At 68.7% G+C, this 16,033-nt stretch carries 11 protein-coding genes; 3 read left to right on the top strand and 8 right to left on the bottom strand.

Going from position 1 to position 16,033, the window contains the following annotated elements:
- Positions 1-210: 210 nt before the first annotated feature.
- On the top strand, positions 211-681 hold the full coding sequence (locus BLU09_RS12330) for a hypothetical protein (RefSeq protein WP_244171647.1): 471 nt from the start codon (positions 211-213) through the stop codon (positions 679-681).
- Between the two features lie 7 nt (positions 682-688).
- Here BLU09_RS12330 and BLU09_RS12325 read toward each other — a convergent pair whose 3' ends face one another.
- The gene (locus BLU09_RS12325; protein ID WP_090489507.1) at positions 689-4,405 is read right to left on the bottom strand and encodes a tolB protein precursor protein; all 3,717 of its coding nucleotides are present in this window, start codon (positions 4,403-4,405) and stop codon (positions 689-691) included.
- A gap of 184 nt (positions 4,406-4,589) precedes the next feature.
- Between BLU09_RS12325 and BLU09_RS12320 the strand changes: the two genes are divergently transcribed.
- Both BLU09_RS12320 and BLU09_RS12315 read left to right on the top strand, forming a co-directional pair.
- A complete protein-coding gene (locus BLU09_RS12320) occupies positions 4,590-6,041 on the top strand; it encodes an LVIVD repeat-containing protein (protein WP_244171645.1) in 1,452 nt (483 codons plus the stop codon).
- A gap of 9 nt (positions 6,042-6,050) precedes the next feature.
- Entirely contained in the window at positions 6,051-7,145 is a 1,095-nt protein-coding gene (locus BLU09_RS12315) for an EAL domain-containing protein (protein ID WP_090489503.1), read from the top strand.
- Here the strand turns inward: BLU09_RS12315 and BLU09_RS12310 are convergent.
- The 7 genes from BLU09_RS12310 to BLU09_RS12280 all read right to left on the bottom strand — a co-directional run bounded on the left by BLU09_RS12310 (position 7,135) and on the right by BLU09_RS12280 (position 15,863).
- On the bottom strand, positions 7,135-8,628 hold the full coding sequence (locus BLU09_RS12310) for a hypothetical protein (protein ID WP_244171644.1): 1,494 nt from the start codon (positions 8,626-8,628) through the stop codon (positions 7,135-7,137). The genes BLU09_RS12315 and BLU09_RS12310 overlap by 11 nt on opposite strands.
- A 180-nt stretch (positions 8,629-8,808) precedes the next feature.
- Positions 8,809-10,425 (bottom strand): hypothetical protein, encoded by a 1,617-nt coding sequence (locus tag BLU09_RS12305; protein ID WP_186818010.1) that lies wholly within the window; start codon positions 10,423-10,425, stop codon positions 8,809-8,811.
- Positions 10,422-11,204, bottom strand: coding sequence for an outer membrane lipoprotein-sorting protein (locus BLU09_RS12300; RefSeq protein ID WP_090489496.1), 783 nt, complete (start codon positions 11,202-11,204; stop codon positions 10,422-10,424). Before BLU09_RS12300 ends, BLU09_RS12305 begins: the two co-directional genes overlap by 4 nt.
- Positions 11,205-11,208: 4 nt before the next feature.
- Positions 11,209-12,510 carry an ABC transporter permease gene (locus tag BLU09_RS12295; protein ID WP_090489494.1) on the bottom strand — a complete coding sequence of 434 codons (1,302 nt, stop codon included), beginning with the start codon at positions 12,508-12,510 and terminating at the stop codon, positions 11,209-11,211.
- Positions 12,511-12,514: 4 nt separating this feature from the next.
- Complete coding sequence (locus BLU09_RS12290) at positions 12,515-14,623, bottom strand: ABC transporter permease (RefSeq protein ID WP_090489492.1); 2,109 nt, start codon at positions 14,621-14,623, stop codon at positions 12,515-12,517.
- Positions 14,624-14,625: 2 nt separating this feature from the next.
- The gene (locus BLU09_RS12285) at positions 14,626-15,369 is read right to left on the bottom strand and encodes an ABC transporter ATP-binding protein (RefSeq protein ID WP_090489490.1); all 744 of its coding nucleotides are present in this window, start codon (positions 15,367-15,369) and stop codon (positions 14,626-14,628) included.
- Positions 15,366-15,863 (bottom strand): GbsR/MarR family transcriptional regulator, encoded by a 498-nt coding sequence (locus tag BLU09_RS12280; protein WP_090489487.1) that lies wholly within the window; start codon positions 15,861-15,863, stop codon positions 15,366-15,368. The genes BLU09_RS12285 and BLU09_RS12280 overlap by 4 nt, the downstream gene beginning before the upstream one ends.
- Positions 15,864-16,033 lie beyond the last annotated feature (170 nt).

Genomic DNA, 16,033 nt, shown 5'->3' with positions numbered 1-16,033 from the left:
GCCCCCACCGTCGCGTGCAAGGGAAACGGATTACCCAACCTGGCTGCTTGTCCCACCCTGGAGGGAATGGGACGCGAAGGGGCCCCTGGCGGGGCAGGCGGCCGGGCGGAACGGGGCCCCTTTCCCCGCGTGGGCTGTGCACGGGGGGCGGCGGCGGTCCTAGCTTCAAGAGAAGAGGGGGCGCGCCGCGTCAGGGAGAGAGGGCCTCATATGGAATCGTGGAACCAGACGTCGTCAGACACCGTGCGTGTCCACACGCCGCTGGTGGTGAACCGGCGCATCGACGAGCACGTGGAGCGCTGCGTCCGATACATGGCGGAGAAGGGGGACCGCGCGGAGATGACGCGCTACCTCGCCCGGCTGGAGCGCGAGTGGGACATCAACCGCGCCCTCGCCGTGGGCACGTCGGCCCTGGGCCTGCTGGGCCTGCTGCTGAGCCGGCGGGACGGCGGACGCTGGTGGGGGCTCACCGCGGTGGCGGGGGGCATGCTGCTCCAGCACAGCGTGTCCGGCTTCAGCCCCCTGTCCGAGCTGCTGCGCGTGCTTGGCGTGCGCACCCGCCGGGAAATCGACCTGGAGAAGTTCGCCATCAAGGCGCTGCGCGGCGACTTCGAGCGCATTCCCATGGAGGGCGGGCCCATGGCCCGCGCCAACGCCGCCCTCGTCGCCGCGCAGTCCTGACGCCGCCTCAGCGGCGCGGCGCGGTGTAGCCGCCTCCCAGGGAGGGCATCAGGGCCGGGGACATGGGCGTCGGCGATGGGCCGACGCTCTTCCCGGTGTTCGCCTGGTCGAAGAAGCCATTGAGGCCGGCGATGCCCAGCGAGAAGTTCGTCACCCAGCCCGGGTCCGGCCGGCCGGCAGCGGCGCCGACGTCGAACGGCCGGGCGAAGTGCAGGCGCAGCAGCAGGGGGCCCAGCGCGAGGTTGAACCCGACGACGCCGTTCACCACGCGGTGGTTCCACAGGTCATCCCGGCCCTCGCCGACGCCGCCCGCGTCGATGGCGGCAATCGCTTCCAGGTCGCTGAGGAAGGCCACCCGGATGATGTCGTTGAGCGGCAGCTGCGCCTCCAGCGTGGAGTAGACGTAGTGCCGGCCGAGCAGCCACTGGATGTCGCCGAAGTTCACGCCGCGCAGCGTGTCGAACGAAGACAGGAAGTAGGAGCGCGCGTACCGGCCTCCCAGCGTGGTGCCCAGGCCGCCGCGGATGAAGATGTTGGCGCGGCCATAGATGGGGAAGTAGCGCTCCGCGTCCACGCGCACGTTGCCGTAGGCCTGGTTGTCGAAGGGCTGCACGCCCACCGTCGTCTCCAGCATGGCCGCGCTGCCCGACAGCGGGCCGGTGGCGTAGTGGTACTTCAGGCTGTCGTAGCCAATCTGCCCGCTCAGCTCCGTCTGGAAGCGGATGGCGCGGTTGCGCGCGTTCCAGGCCGTCAGCAGCTCCCGGTTGGCCGCGTTGCGCTCGGGGAAGAACAGCTCGAACTCCGTGTAGTCGTCCAGGAAGTACCGGGTGCCACCAATGGCCAGGTCACCCTGCACGAACAGGAAGGTGCTCAGCGGGTAGCGCACGCTGCCGAGCGCGCCGAAGAAGCGCTCACCCGACGTGAAGAAGGCATTCTGCGCGCCCTCTTCACCTTCGAAGGTGCGGTCCACGCGGAAGCGCAGGGACTGGAAGATGCCGCCACCCCACGTCGTGCGTGACTTGTCGTTGACGTAGAGCAGGTAGCCGTCCGTCAGGTCGAAGCTGCCGTACACCGCCAGGGTGAGCAGGAACTGGTGGTCCTTCATGCGGTCACTGGCCGCCGCGAAAAGCTGGCCCACGAAGCCGCCGCCGCCCGCGCCCGCGAAGCCGAAGAAGGGACCGAACTCCAGGTTCTGCCGGGTGAAGGGCTCGTAGTTCTGCGCGTCCGTGAGGGGCCGCACCGCCAGCGGGTTGGGCGGCTCCGGCGGCGGTTCGGCGGGGACGTCCAGCGACAGCATGCGCGGCGGGCGCAGCACCGCGGGCCGGCGCTCACCGGAGACGTGGAACAGCATCCACAGGCTGCCGTCCGGGCCGGGGCCGGGCTCGAAGACGCCCGTCGTCAGGTCCGTGCGCCGCACGATGCGGCCGTCCTTCGTCAGCTCATGCAAATCGGAGCTGCTGTTGTTGAAGGCGGTGAAGAAGAGGCGTCCGTCCGCCAGGGCCACCGGGGCCGTGTGGTCCCGCTCCTCGCTGGTGAGGCGCTCCACCTGCCGGGGCGCGTCCGGACGCACCCGGAAGAGGTTGAACTGGCGGTGGGACGTCGCGTCCGACGTGAAGACGATGCCCGAGGGCCCCCATGTCACCTCTCGCTCGGAGAACACGTCGTCGGTGAGCTGCAGCGGCGGGGCGTCCGGGCCCGCCTGCAGGTCGATGGCGTAGATGTCCCGCAGACCCGCGTCGTTGATGCCGATGAAGGCCACCCACCGGCCGTCGGGCGAGAAGGCCGGCGAGTACGCGGCGAGCAACCCGTGCCGGTCGATGCGGTACGCGGTGCGTCCGCCCAGGCTCAGGTCGACCACCAGGCCCACCTCCCGGTCGATGCCGGTCCGGATGGCGTTGCGGCGCACCAGCACGTCCGCGCCGCGCCGCTCCGACTTGTGCGTGTAGTCCTGCACGTAGATGACGTCGCGCCCGGTGATTTCGGCGATGAAGGCCAGCTTGTCGTTCGTCAGCGCGAAGCTGCGTCCGGAGATGGGGTGCAATGACTCCACGCCCGGCACGCCATCACCCGTGACCTTCACCGTCTTGTCCGGCACGCGCGGATCCATGAGGTACAGCCGGCTCTCACCCGTCTCCGGGACGATGGTGCGCAGCCCCAGCACGTTGCCCGACGGGGAAGACGCCATGGCGGTGGTGTAGCCGGGCGCCTTGTCGAGCAGGTCCAGCGCCGGCGCGGACTGCTCGGACGCCAGGTACGTCTTGAAGGCCCGGCGCTTCAGCCAGTTCTCGAACCGCGCGGAGATGCGCTTGGGGTTGTCGCCGGTGAGCCGCTCCAGCAGCTCCTCGAACTTGAGCGACGGTGAATCGCGCGAGCCACCCGACAGCCGCGGCGACTCCTCCAGCACGCGCTGGATGAAACCGGCGCCGTACTCCTCTTCGAGGAAGGACACGCGGACCTGGCCCACCTTGTAGATCCACAGGTAGCCGTAGGGCCCGGGGGAGAAGAAGTCGAGGAAGGCGTAGCCCTTGAAGAGGTCCGGGTTCACCAGCAGGTCCCGCACCAACATCTCCGCTTCCGGGTCCATGCCGCGCTTGGCGTAGAACTCGGCGAGGCCTTCGATGAACCACAGCGGAATGGCCTGCAGCGGGTCGCCGAACATCTTGGCCTGCTCGGCCACGGTGCGGACCTTCTGGATGGTGAACTGGTGCGCCAGCTCGTGGGTGCTGACCTCCTCGAAGAGGCGGTGGTCGCCCAGGTACGGCAGCGTCAGCTTCAGGTCCTCGCCGGTGCTGGTGAGGCCGAGCGTGCCCTCGGACACGGCGAAGAGGTTGGTCTGCAGGAACTCCTGGTAGCTGCTGTAGAGGATGTACGGGAACGTCTTGGTGGGGACGTACTTGAACTGGTCCACCAGATACCGGTAGGCCTCCTCGATGAGCGGCGCGGCGCGCTCGGCCACCATGCGCTCACGCTCATAGAAGTAGAAGCGCACCCCGCCCGACTTGTCCCCCAGCGACTTCGCGTAGGTGTAGTTGAAGCCGCCGTCCGCGCCCGCGAACACCGACTGGCCGCCGCCCAGCACCGTCCCGCCGTCGTCATCGGCGTCGCTGGCCATCAGGTAGGTGGCGCCCGCGTCCTGCTCGCCGCCGTCGGTACCACCGGCCGCGAGCGTGCCGCCATCCGCCGTCCCTGCATCGGCCGCGGCCAGGGCACCGCTGTCCGTCGTCCCCGCATCGGCCGCGGCCAGGGCACCGCCGTCCTCCGCTCCCCCGTCGACGGCCGCCAGGCCACTCTCCGGGACGCCCCCGTCTTCACCCGTCGTCAAAGGGGGTACGCCCGCGTCGGTCGCCCCCCCGAGCACCACCGGCGTGCTGCCGGGCAGCCCCGTCTGGGACTGGGGCTCGGACGTGCCGCCCGTGGACTCCGAGGGCGGACCGGTGGGAGGCGCCTTCGTGTCGCCCTGGTCCGGCGAGGGGGTGGGCGCGCCCGGGTTGGCGCCGCCTGGACTCTCCGGTGGTTGTTCGTGCGCGGTCCGCTCGGGAGGTTCCGCCAGACCCGTGGCCCCCGGTCCGACGAGGATGTCCGTGTGTCGCCACTCGAATTCGTAGCTGTTCACCGCCGTTTTCCCGGGTCTTCGGGGCACGACGTAGAACTGGGCAAGCGCGAGCCCCGGGAAGAGCACGACGAGCAGGGCTGCGGCGAGGGGACGGGGGTTCACTGAAGGCACCTCTGTGGGTGGGGTACCGGCGAGACTACACCTGCTGGGGAGGCTGCCTCCCAGCGGTCCCGGTATACAAGCGCCCCGACGATTTCTTTCCGTTTACTTGACGGGCAGTGGGCATCGCCCCCTCGGAGGCCGGGGGAGCGCGCTGTTTCGTCGGGTGCTGGCGCCGGATGATATGCATGGGGGCATGAAACGCCTCCTCGCACTCACCAGCACCCTGGCGCTCGCCACCGCTTGCGGCAATGACAATCCGTCCGTTCCCAAGGCGGAGTGTCAGGTCGAGGCCATCGATGTGTCGGCCTGCCAGCTTTCAAGCCTCTCCGCCGTACAGCCCGAGGGCATCTGGAACCTCAACATCAACCTCAACGACGGTTCCGGAGCCGCGGCCGCCATGAGGTTGTCGGGAGGGGGCAACAACACCCAGATGCTGATGGGCCTCGCCGCCACGGAGCGGCAGAGCACCCCGGAGTCGTTCTTCCTGGCCAGCGAGTTCCAGGGCGCCAACAACGTGACGATGCGCTTCGCCGTCGCCGGGTGTTCCTCGTCCGGGCCCGGGCAGATGTCCGGCATCTTCCGGCGTTGCGCCAATGGCACCGCGGACATGAAGGGCACCTTCGAGGCCATCCGGCTGGGCCGCCGCGCGGGTGAAGCAGAGGCGTCCGGCGTGGAGCTGGTCGGCGAGGTGAAGCTGAACGAGGCCACGGCCACGAATGTCGCGGTGGCCCATGGCCACGCCTACGTGACGGCGGGGGCCAAGGGCCTCATCACCTTCGACCTGAGCGACCCCTCGCAGCCGCGCCAGGTCCGCCAGTACGAGCTGTCCAACGACTACTACACGGACGCGCTGGTGAACGGGAACACGCTCTATGTGGCCAGCCGCCGCAGCGGCATCGCCGTGTTCGACATCACCAACCCGGCGATACCTGTCCGCCTGCGCTCCGTGCCCGAGTCCGTGGTGGAGGTGAACTCCCTCGCGCTGGACGGAAACGTCCTGTACGCGGCGTCGCCCGCGCCCAACGCGGAGGTGTACGTCTACGACGTCGCCACGCCCGCGGAGCCGAAGCAGCTCAAGCGGTACTTCGTCGAGGGCGCGGAGCCCCTGGCGGGGGAGGTGCCCCTGCACGTCGCGGCGATGGGCGGCCGGCTCTACGTGAGCAACTGGTCCTTCGGAATGACCGTCTCGGACGTCACCACCCCGGCGAGCCCGAAGCTGTTGGGCCGCTTCGCCAACGGCACGTCGGCCGCCACGGCGGTCGGCATGGTGGGAGACCGCGTCTACGCATTCGACGCGGGCGAGGACTGGGGCGCGCACCTGAGCGTGCTGGACGTGAGCGCGCCGGCCACGGTGGCCCGGACGGGTGAGTTCCGGACGCGCCCGGAGGTGTCCATCCGCTCGGTGGCGTTCTCCGGGACGAAGGTCTACCTGGCCTATGGTCAGGATGGCCTGCGCATCGTGGACGTGTCCGTCCCCGGCTCGCCCCAGCAGGTGGGTTACTACAACACCTGGCGGGAGACGGATGCGGGCCACGGCGTCGTGTTCCTCGAAGGCCTGAGCAAGGTGCACGTGCCGGGCGACGGATTCGTGTACGCGACGGATTCCTCGCGAGGCCTGCTCATCTTCCGCGAGACGACGGAGTAGGCTGTCTGGATGAGCGACACCCCGACGCGGTCCTGCGGCAGGTGCCAGACGCTTCCTCCCATCGCGGAGGGCGCCGGGCGTCTGTTCCTGTGGAGCCCGGTGGGGCACAGCCAGGGCCGGCTGCTGTCCTACCTCCGGGAGGCGCGGCACGAGGTCCAGGTGCGCGCCGAAGCCCAGTGCGTCGAGGTGTGGGTGCCGGAGGCGGCGCTGTCGTCTCTGGCATCGGACCTGTTGGCCGCGCTCACGCAGGAGGAGGCGCGGGCCACCCGGGCGCTGTTCATGCCGGGGGCGGCGGAGCCCGGGCTGGGTGACTATCCCCGGGTGGGCTCACTCCAGCGGCTCGTCACGCGGACGCGCGCGGGGTGGCTGGTGGATTTGCTCTCCGAGGAGCGGCTCACCACGCACTTCCAGCCCATCGTCCATGCGCGGGACACCCGCTGCATCTTCGCGCACGAGGCGTTGATGCGAGGCCTGGAGCCGGACGGAACGCTGGTGCTGCCCGGACGGATGATGCAGACGGCGCGCGAGGCGGACCTGCTGTTCCAACTGGACCTGGCGGCGCGTACCACGGCCATCCGGCAGGCGGTGAGGCACGGGCTGGACACGCACCTCTTCATCAACTTCACGCCCACGGCCATCTACGACGCCACGTTCTGTCTTCGCTCCACGGTGGAGGCCATCCACGCGGCGGGCATTCCGCCGGAGCGGGTGGTGTTCGAAATCATCGAGACGGACCAGACGGCGGACGCGGAGCATCTGCGCGGCATCGTGGACTTCTATCGCAAGTCGGGTTTCCAGGTGGCGCTGGACGACCTGGGCGCGGGCTTCTCGTCACTGAACCTCATCCACCGGCTGCGTCCCGACATCATCAAGCTGGACATGGAGCTGGTGCGTGACGTCCACCTGGACCCGTACAAGGGCTCCATCGTAGGGAAGCTCCTGGAGATTGCGCGGACGCTGGGCATCCGCACGGTGGCGGAGGGCATCGAGACGCACGAGGAGCTGCGCTGGGTCCGCGCGCACGGGGTGGACTTCGTGCAGGGCTACCTCATCGCCCGTCCGCAGAGCCCCCCTGTGGGGGCGACGCCGTCGTTCACGGATTGAGCAGGACGTTGCCGGTGGCCTGCCGCTCGAGGTTGGCGGCGCGGAGGATGTTCAGCTGGACACCTGCCTCCTGGAGGGCGAGCCGGGCATTGTAGCCGTCGCGGTTGTTGACGAAGTTCCGGGCGAGATTGAGCAGCGCACGCAGGCGCTCCGCGTGGACGACGACAGTGCCCTGGCCGTCCTCCTCCGCGCTGTCACGCAAGTCGACGAAGGCGTTGTCGGCGGTATCGAGCGCATTGACGACGTCCAGCTCACCCTGTTCCAGCGCCGTGTCCGCCGCGAGCATCCACTGACTGGCGGTCTGAATCTGGGCCAGCCGGTCCTGTCGCGCCTGCTCCACGTCGACCGCGCGGTCACCGTAGGTGTCCACCTGGAGCTGGACGGCCTGGTTCCGCACGGTGAGGTCGGCGTCGCGCTCGTTGAGCTGGGCTTCGAGCTGCTTCATCCGCTCACGCAGTTGTTCCATCTGCTGCGTGGGCGTCGGCTGAGTCGTGTTCTGCGTTCCTGCGCCGCCAGTGCCCATCGGGTTGTTCACGGGCGCTACGGTGGGCGGTGTGCCAATGGGCTCGGAGCGGCCGATGGGTTCCGAGCGGCCAATGGGTTCCGAGCGGCCGATGGGCTCGGAGCCGCCAATGAAGGCCGGCGTCGCGGGGGCAGGGGAGGGGACTGCGCTGGTCGTGCCTGTGCCGCTCTGGCCCGTGGGGGTTCCCTGCTGGGGTGCCGCCTGAGCGCCGGTCGCGCCTGTGTCGCCGAGGTTCTGCTGTTCCGCGGGGACGGCGTTCTCAGGGGGCGCTCCGCTGCCGTCTTGCGAGCCCGTCGTTCCGGCGCCACCCGTGCCAGTGTTGCCGATGCTCGTGCCGGTGCCACCCGTGCCAGTGTTGCCGATGCTCGTGCCGGCTCCACGCACGTCCTGCTGTCCGCCGGTGCCTGTGCCGCCGGTTCCACGCACGTCCTGCTGTCCGCCGGTGCCTGTGCCGCCGGTTCCACGCACGTCCTGCTGTCCGCCAGTGCCAGTGCCGCCGGTTCCACTCACGTCCTGCCCCGTCACCCCTGAACCACCCGCACCGTTCGTCGTCCCACCCGTGGTGTCCTGGCCCGTCGAGGTGCCGTCACCCTCCGGCTGCTGTCCGCTCCCACCCATCGCGGCCTGCTCCTGTTGCAGCGCCTCCAGTGGCGAGGGAACCGGCTCGTAGCGCTGCGCGGCCTCCTCGGCGGCGACCTGCCCCGCCATCGGCGGTGGCGCGCCGTCGGGCAGGACGGGCGTCAGCACGAAGTCGCGCGGTGACGCATCCTCCGGCGCCTCATAGACGTAGCCCGCCGGGGGCCTCCGTCCTTCAATCTCTTCCGCCGCCTGCTGGTTCGCGTCCTGGAGCGCCGCTGCGGCCGGGTCCCGGATGGAAGGGTCCTCGGGAGGAATCATGACCGGCGTGTCCGGCAACTGGCCGAGGCCCAACCCTGCAGCGATGGCAATCCAAAGGGGCATGGCGGAAATCTGTCCATCCGTCCGCCCTCGGACACCCCAACTGCCTGTACGGCGCCCGGCGGGCCGCTCGCGGGGCGGGCGTCCCCGAAACGGCCTGCTCAAGCCCTGAAAACACCCAGGGCCGCGCTCCCGGAAGCAGGGGAGCACGGCCCTCGGGCACCTCAGGGCGAGTCGACGGACTCAGAGGCTGATGCGGAGCCCCGCTCCCAGTTGGAACGTCGGCGCGGGGATGGAGAAGGCCGGAATCGGCTGCCCGTCCACGACGAGCCCCTCCGGTACATCAACGGCGAGCCGGAACTCACCGCCGCGCCGTCCGTAGTTCACCGAACCGTACGCCTCCACCGTGAGATACGTGAGCGCCCGGTGCATCACGTTGAGCCGCGTGGTGAACGAGCGGTCCGACAGGTTGCCCAGCGTGAACAGGTTGAAGGACGTCCGCTCCAGGGGACCAGGCCGGTCCAGGAAGAGGTACGCGGCGCCGTAATGCCGTCCCAGGTAGAGCGGGTTGAAGGCGTCCTTCAGCAGCAGGTACGGATACCCGAACGAGCCGGTGTAGCCCGTGGAGTTGAAGAAGTACTCCACACCCAGCACGGCCAGGTCGTTCTCCCCATAGGGGAAGCTGTAGTTCGCGCCCGCCGTCATCTGCGGCGTGAGCCCCGAGGGAATGTACGCCTCCACCTGGACGCCGTTCTGCGCGATGTCCTCGAGCGTCGTCCCTTCCGGAATGCGGTACAGCGGCCGGTCCGTGCCTTCCTTCAGCGCAACCTCGGCGTAGACGTCCAGCGGCCCCAGCGGTGAGGACACGTCGAGCCCGAAGCGGGGCTTGCGTCCATTCTGCGCCACGGCGCTGGCGCCCAGCTCCGCGGGCCCCAGCAGGACTTCCGCGCGCAGCGCGCCGCCCAGGCGGCCCAGCCGGTTGACCGGGTCGCTGCCGCCGGCCTGCGACGTGGGACTTCCGCTCGGGTCGGTGATGGCGCCCACGTCCGTGCCCAGGTCATCCATGACGAGGATGCCGTACACGTTCCAGCCCTTGGACTCCCAGGGCACGTGCACCTTCAGCATGGACACGCCCGTGCGCAGGTCCACGAAGGCCAGCGGGTCTCTCCGCTGGGGCGACAGGAAGTCCGTGGGGTTCCAGATCTGCCCGGTGCCCCACTTCACGTGCTGCTTGCCCACGGTGAAGAACACCGTGCGCTCCAGGTCGAAGCGCAGCCACGCCTGGTCCAGCAGCACGCGCGGGTTCGCCGGGGCGTCCGGCGTGGTCCGGGGCGGGATGGCGGGGTCGTAGTTCAGGCGTCCCACGACGAAGCCACGGATCCGGTCGGACGGGCGCGCGTCGAGGTAGCCGTCCACCAGCGTGGGGGCGGAGAAGGACGTCTGGCGGAGCGAGGTGTTCTCGCTGCCCGCCATGAAGCCGCGCAGGTAGAACTGACCGCCAATCTTCAGCGGATCGTCCACCACGTCCTCGGTGTCGAAGGCGCTCCGGGTCGCAGGGCCGTTCAACACGTCCGCGTCCCGGTCCTCCTCAGGCGCGGTCAGCGGCGGCTGCCGCTCCGTGGCGCCACCGGTGGTGCCAGGGTCCACGTCCGCCGCTGGCGCCGAGCCGTCACCGCCGAAGAGCGCATCCTCGTCAGGCCGGCCTGAGTCCTCGCCCGCGGGTGCCTCCGTGGGCGTCTCCTCCTGCCCGCCTCCGAAGAGCGCGTCCTCGTCGGGCCGCTCCTCGGACTGGGCCCACGTGGGCGTACCGGTGAGGGCCGCGGACAGCGCCGCGGCCAGGGTGAGCGTGCGCGGGGTCATCGGCTCTTGCTCTCGAGCCACGCCTTGGTGAAGAGGTTGGCTTCCAGCGGACGCAGGTCCACTGTCTTGACGAGGATGGTGGTGGAGTTCCCCTTCTCGATTTCGTCGTAGATGCGCATCTCCTCCGGAATCCAGACGTCGCCCTTCTTGGACTCGCTGAACATCTTCTTCCAGCGGGGGTAGAGCGCCGTGCGCATCTTCCGGCCGGACAGGGCGTATTCCTCCTGCTTGAGGATGTTGCCGGAGACCTTGTCCACCCAGACCTTGAGGACGGGGTAGGCCACGTCCACGCCGGGCTTGACCTTCAGCGTCATCAGGTGGGCCGTGTACTTGCCCAGCTTCGCCTCGCCCTCGTAGGACGGGTCATACTCCTCGGCCAGCCGCGACTCGTCGAAGTCCGCACGGCGGCTGTCGGTACCGGCGATGCGCTCGCGCTCGGTGCGGCGCTCCCAGCGGCCCACGTTGGGGTCGTAGTTCCAGAGGTTCTTGTCCAGGCGCAGATAGCCCTTGCCCGCCTCCGTCTTGGGCTTGGTGAACAGCATCATCAGCTTGTCGTCCTCGTCGCGGCGGTAGACGACCAGCTCGTAGACGAGGTCCGCCTTCCCCTTCTCCTTCTGCTCCAGGTAGACCATCGCCTTGTAGTCGCCGCCGTTTCGCTGGCGGTCGTCGATGGTGGCCAGGAGCTTCACCTGCTCGGCCTGCTCCAGGGCCAGGGCGGCCGGGGCGGACAGCAGCGCCACGGCCAGCGCCGCGGCGGACAGCATGTTCTTGAGGCGCATAGGGTCACCCGATGTGGTGCATCGCCGTCACCGGCTTGAGCCGCGCGGCGAGGAAGGAGGGAATGAGCGAGATGGCGGTGGTGCACGCGGTGATGAAGGCCATGGCACCCACGATGGACGAGGGGTGCACGGCCAGATTCAACGTGTCCGACATGATGAAGACCGCGACCACCTCCGGGACGTGCACGGCCATGGCATTGACGGCCAGGCACAGCACCAGCCCGGCGCTGGCGCCCGCCAGCGTGCCCAGCAGGCCCAGCAGGAGCGCCTCGAAGACGAACATCAGCAGCACGCGGGTGCGCTGCATGCCAATGGCGCGCAGGGTGCCAATCTCCCGGGTGCGCTCCCGGATGGCGATCCACAGCGTATTCATGATGCCCACGCCGATGATGACCATCAGCACGAAGATGAGCACGCCGGTGAGGCTGTTGAGCGCGGTGAGCGTCCAGGTGATGAAGGAGATTTCGTCCTCCCAGTTCGTGATGTCCAGCCGCTGGCCCGTCCAGGCCTCGCGGTTGACGGTCTCGAACTTCATGAAGAACGCGCGCGGGTCGTGGTCCATCACCGTGTGGCCCGCGTCCGTCAGCGTCTGACGCAGCCGCGCCTGCACCACTGGCACGTGCCGGATGTCCTTCAGGTAGAGCAGCAGCGCGCCCGCGGTGTCGCTCTTGAACTGGTACAGCGAGCGCAGCGTGTCCGACGGCACGAAGATGCCGAAGTCGCTCAGCATGCCCATGTCGGCCGCGATGGCCACCACGCGCGCGTCCACCGTGTTGCTGGCGCCTCGCAGCGTCTGGGCGGCCAGCGTCACGGACTCGCCCACCTGGACGTTGAGCTTCTTCGCCTGCTTCTCGAAGAGCAGCACCGTGCCGGACTCGGCCAGGCCGTCCAGCGCGCCCGCGCGAATCTGGAGCACCTGACGGAGGCCCGGCTCGGACTGGATGTCGATGCCGCCCACGCCCACCTGAATGGAGGACGTCTCACTGACGACCTTGAGCCAGCCCCGGCCGCGCTGGACGGCGAAGTCCAGCTCCGGCACGTCCTTGCGGATCTGCTCCAGGATGGCCGGATAGCCCGTGACGACCGGCGCCGCCTGGCCCGCCGTCACCTTGTAGAAGCCGGCCACGTTGACGTGGCCGGTGGACAACGTGGTGGCGGAGCGGAGCATCGACTCCTTCATGCCCGTGGACAGGCCCATGAGGATGACGAGCAGCGCGGTGACGCTGGCGATGGCGCCGCCCAGCAGCAGGGTGCGCCTGCGGTGGGTGCCGAGGTTGCGGAATGCGATGAGGAAGAGCTGGAGCATGTTCTCACTCGTCCGTCTGCATCGCCTGGAGGGGCGAGACCCGGGTCGCGAGGAACGCGGGATAGAGGGTGGAGATGGCGGAGACGCCCAGGACGATCACGAACGCCGCCACCAGGTTGCTGGCGCTCAGCGTGGGGAACAGCCGGGGGCCGGAGAAGAAGAAGTAGAGCGCTTCATTGCCCGCGGGGATGCCGGCGCTGTTGAGCAGGGCCATGATGCCGCTGCCCACCAGTGAGCCGGCCGAGCCGAACACGAGCCCCAGCACCAGCGTCTCCACCAGCACCATGCCCAGGATGAAGGAGCGCTGCGCGCCAATGGCCCGCATCGTCCCCACCTCGCGCACGCGCTGCATGGTTGCCATCATCATGGCGTTGTTGATGATGACCAGCGCCACCACGAAGATGATGAAGACGGCGAAGTAGAGCACCAGCTTCCCGAGCAACACGAACTGCCCGATGATGCCCGCCGCCTCCTGCCAGGACACCACGCGCAGCTTCAGGCCTGCATCCTTCGCCGCCTGCCGCAGCTCCACCATCGTCTGTTCCAGCAGCTCCGGGTCCTTGAGCATCACCGCCGCGCTCAGGGCCACGCCTTGCTCGATTTCCTGCTGGGTGTAGACGCGCTGGAGCAGGTTCTCGCGCGTGAGCGCCCCCTGGTCCCCGGTGAAGGCGGCCTGGTCGTCCACGTCGCTGGACGTGGCCTCGGCCACCAGCTCGTTGTCGCTGCCCTCTCCGAAGAGGGCCTCCTCGGCCTCGTCCCGGCTGAGGGCTTCCAGGCCGCTCTGCTTCTGGATTTCCGCCAGCTCCGCCTTCTTGTCCGCGGTGAGGTACCCGTACAAGTCCCGGAACGACATCAGGTCCATCAGGCTCAGCGCGCCGGCCATGGCGGACTTCTCCAGGCCCTTGAACTGGTAGGTGCCGTAGACCTTCACGTTGACGCTCTGCATGTAGCCGGTGCGCGTGAAGGCGGTGATGGTGAGCACGTCCCCCATGCGCAGCCGGTACAGCTCCAGCAGCGGCGCCAGCTCCGAGTAGAACTGGGCGTAGCGGGTGTCGAAGTTGGCGTCGTCGGTGGTGAAGAACTGCGTCAGCAGCTTGTCCAGCGCGGGCTCCTGGCTGCCCAGCAGCTTCTGCAGCCGCTCCACCATCTTCCGCGTCTTGACGGGGTCCAGCTGGAAGATGATTTCCCGCGTCTGCGTCTGGTTCTCCTTCACCCAGCGCTGCAGGTCCGGGTCGGTGGCGATGGTCTTCTGGTTGAGGTCCCGCTCCTGCTTGATGTGGTCCAGCCGGAGCGCCGACTTCATCTTGAGGAACTCTTCGTAGAAGAACTTGGACAGCAGCATGCCTCGCTGCCCGGTGGGCACCGGCTGTCCGTCCACGATCTCCATGCGGTCGAAGGTGCGCTGGAACGCGTCCAGGTCCGTGCCGGCGTAGCGCAGCTCCAGCATGTCCCCGTCCGGAATCTGCGGGGCGATGCGGTTCTCCAGCAGCTCCAGCGCGCTGTACGGGGCCTCCTCGAAGGCGTCCCAGAACGCGTCCGTGCGCGCCCGGGCGAGTGCTTCCACCTCCGCGGGGTCCTTCTGGGCGCCGCCCAGCTCCTGCTCGCTCTTGGCCGTCTGGTCGGCCATCAGGTCGACCATCTGCCGCACGTGCCCCTTGACGCTGTCGATGCTCTCCCGCAGCTCGGGCGTCTCACCGGTCTCGTCGCGCTTCTTGTAGAGCGCGCGCAGGTTCGACAGCGTCAGGTCCACCGTGTTGCCGGAGGTGACGATGGCGCCGCTGGTGCCCAGGGGCACCACCGTCTTCACGTTGGGGTGCTTCTCCAGGAAGGGCCGGAGCTGGCTGAAGTCGTCCAGCGCGGCCAGGTCCGGCTCGCCGCTCATGCTGCCGTAGAGGGCCAACGGGTCCTTGGAGTCATCCGAGTAGACCTGGATGTGGCCCGCGACGCTGCCGATGATGCTGCGGCTCATCGCGCTGTCCATGCTGTCCATCAGCGCTCCGCCCACCACCACGAGCAGGGTGCCGAAGAAGATGATGCCGCCGATGAGCAGGTTGATCTTGCTGGAGAACAGGTTGCGGAAGGCCACCTGCAGCAGCAAACGGAGTTGTCCCATGGTCAGTGGCCTCCAGAGGCCATGGCGCGGCTGGCCTCGGCGGCGCTGATGCGGTCCAGGAACTTGCCGTCCGCCAGCCGCACCACCGCGTTGGCGTGGCTCATCACCTTCGCGTCGTGGGTGGAGAAGATGAAGGTGGTGCCCTCCTTCTGGTTGAGCTCCTTCATCAGGTCGATGATGTTCTGGCCCGTCACCGAGTCCAGGTTGGCCGTGGGCTCGTCCGCGAGCACCAGCTGGGGCCGCGTGACGAGCGCGCGCGCCACGGCCACGCGCTGACGCTGGCCGCCGGACAGCTCGTTGGGCCGGTGCTTGGCGTGGTTTGCCAGGCCCACCTGCTCCAGGAGCTGCATCACCCGCTCCCGGCGCTGGGCCTTGTCCAGCTTGCGCTGGAGCAGCAGGGGGAACTCCACGTTCTGGAAGACGCTGAGCACCTGCACCAGGTTGAAGCTCTGGAAGATGAAGCCAATGGTGTTGAGGCGCAGGTTCGTGAGCTGGCGCTCCGTGAGCTGCTTGGTGTCCTGCCCGGCCACCCGGACTACGCCTCCGGTGGCGGTGTCCACGCACCCGATGAGGTTGAGCAGCGTCGTCTTGCCGCTGCCGGAGGGCCCGGCGATGGAGATGAACTCACCGGCATGGACCTCCAGGTCCACGCCCCGGAGCGCCGGGACCACCACCTTCCCCAGGGTGTAGTCCTTGGTCACGTTCGTGATGGAGACGATGGAGGACTGCGAAGCGGTGGGATTCATGCGGTACGTCCTTTCGAAGTCTTGACGGGGCGTGGCGGACGGGGGGCATTCGCTGCGCGCCACCGCTCGGCGATGCCTGTGAGCTCAGCCTTGTAGAAATCACAGAAAGCAGACGCCTCTCGCAAGTTACGATTTCCAGCGAGACGCGGAACCGCGAGGGCCTCGGAGCAGAGGCGGGCGAAGGCGCTCAGGGACTCCTCGGCGACGCGCAGCTTGCTTTCCCAGCCCTGTGAATGGATGACGTAGTAGTGCTGCCGGTCCCCCGGAACGCTGGCGGGTTCCACCAGGCCCATGTCCGTGCAGGCCCGCAGGTTGGTGGACACCGACGCCGCGCTCACGTTGAGCAGCATGGCGATGCGCTTGTTCGACAGGGGTTTGCCCGCAAGCATCAACAGCGCGTAGATGCGCCCGCCGATGCGCGTGCCACCCCGCCGCTCGAAGTACAGCCCCACCGATTCGATGAAGCGACGTTCGGCGGCCTCCAGTTCCACCATGCCTGTCTCCGCGCCTCGCCGGCTGGGCGTCGCGGTGCGGAGCGCGCGGCAGCCGGGGGGACGGGCAGGCTTTTAGGCGGCGGGGTTTCGTTCAGTCAATACTGAATGAACTGTATGGAGTGGAGGGTGGGGCGAACCCTCCATGCGCACGTCCCATGGCGCGGGGCCCA

This window comes from Myxococcus virescens, from assembly GCF_900101905.1.
GTDB classification, from domain to species: domain Bacteria; phylum Myxococcota; class Myxococcia; order Myxococcales; family Myxococcaceae; genus Myxococcus; species Myxococcus virescens.
This window is presented reverse-complemented; position numbering and strand designations above follow the sequence as displayed.

What these genes read in the sequence shown, in the direction of transcription:
- BLU09_RS12290 (WP_090489492.1), bottom strand. Translation starts at nt 14,623, where the DNA reads ATGGGACAACTCCGTTTGCTGCTGCAGGTGGCCTTCCGCAACCTGTTC.
- BLU09_RS12310 (WP_244171644.1), bottom strand. Translation starts at nt 8,628, where the DNA reads ATGCCCCTTTGGATTGCCATCGCTGCAGGGTTGGGCCTCGGCCAGTTG.
- BLU09_RS12300 (WP_090489496.1), bottom strand. Translation starts at nt 11,204, where the DNA reads ATGCGCCTCAAGAACATGCTGTCCGCCGCGGCGCTGGCCGTGGCGCTG.
- BLU09_RS12285 (WP_090489490.1), bottom strand. Translation starts at nt 15,369, where the DNA reads ATGAATCCCACCGCTTCGCAGTCCTCCATCGTCTCCATCACGAACGTG.
- BLU09_RS12320 (WP_244171645.1), top strand. Translation starts at nt 4,590, where the DNA reads ATGAAACGCCTCCTCGCACTCACCAGCACCCTGGCGCTCGCCACCGCT.
- BLU09_RS12305 (WP_186818010.1), bottom strand. Translation starts at nt 10,425, where the DNA reads ATGACCCCGCGCACGCTCACCCTGGCCGCGGCGCTGTCCGCGGCCCTC.
- BLU09_RS12315 (WP_090489503.1), top strand. Translation starts at nt 6,051, where the DNA reads ATGAGCGACACCCCGACGCGGTCCTGCGGCAGGTGCCAGACGCTTCCT.
- BLU09_RS12330 (WP_244171647.1), top strand. Translation starts at nt 211, where the DNA reads ATGGAATCGTGGAACCAGACGTCGTCAGACACCGTGCGTGTCCACACG.
- BLU09_RS12280 (WP_090489487.1), bottom strand. Translation starts at nt 15,863, where the DNA reads ATGGTGGAACTGGAGGCCGCCGAACGTCGCTTCATCGAATCGGTGGGG.
- BLU09_RS12295 (WP_090489494.1), bottom strand. Translation starts at nt 12,510, where the DNA reads ATGCTCCAGCTCTTCCTCATCGCATTCCGCAACCTCGGCACCCACCGC.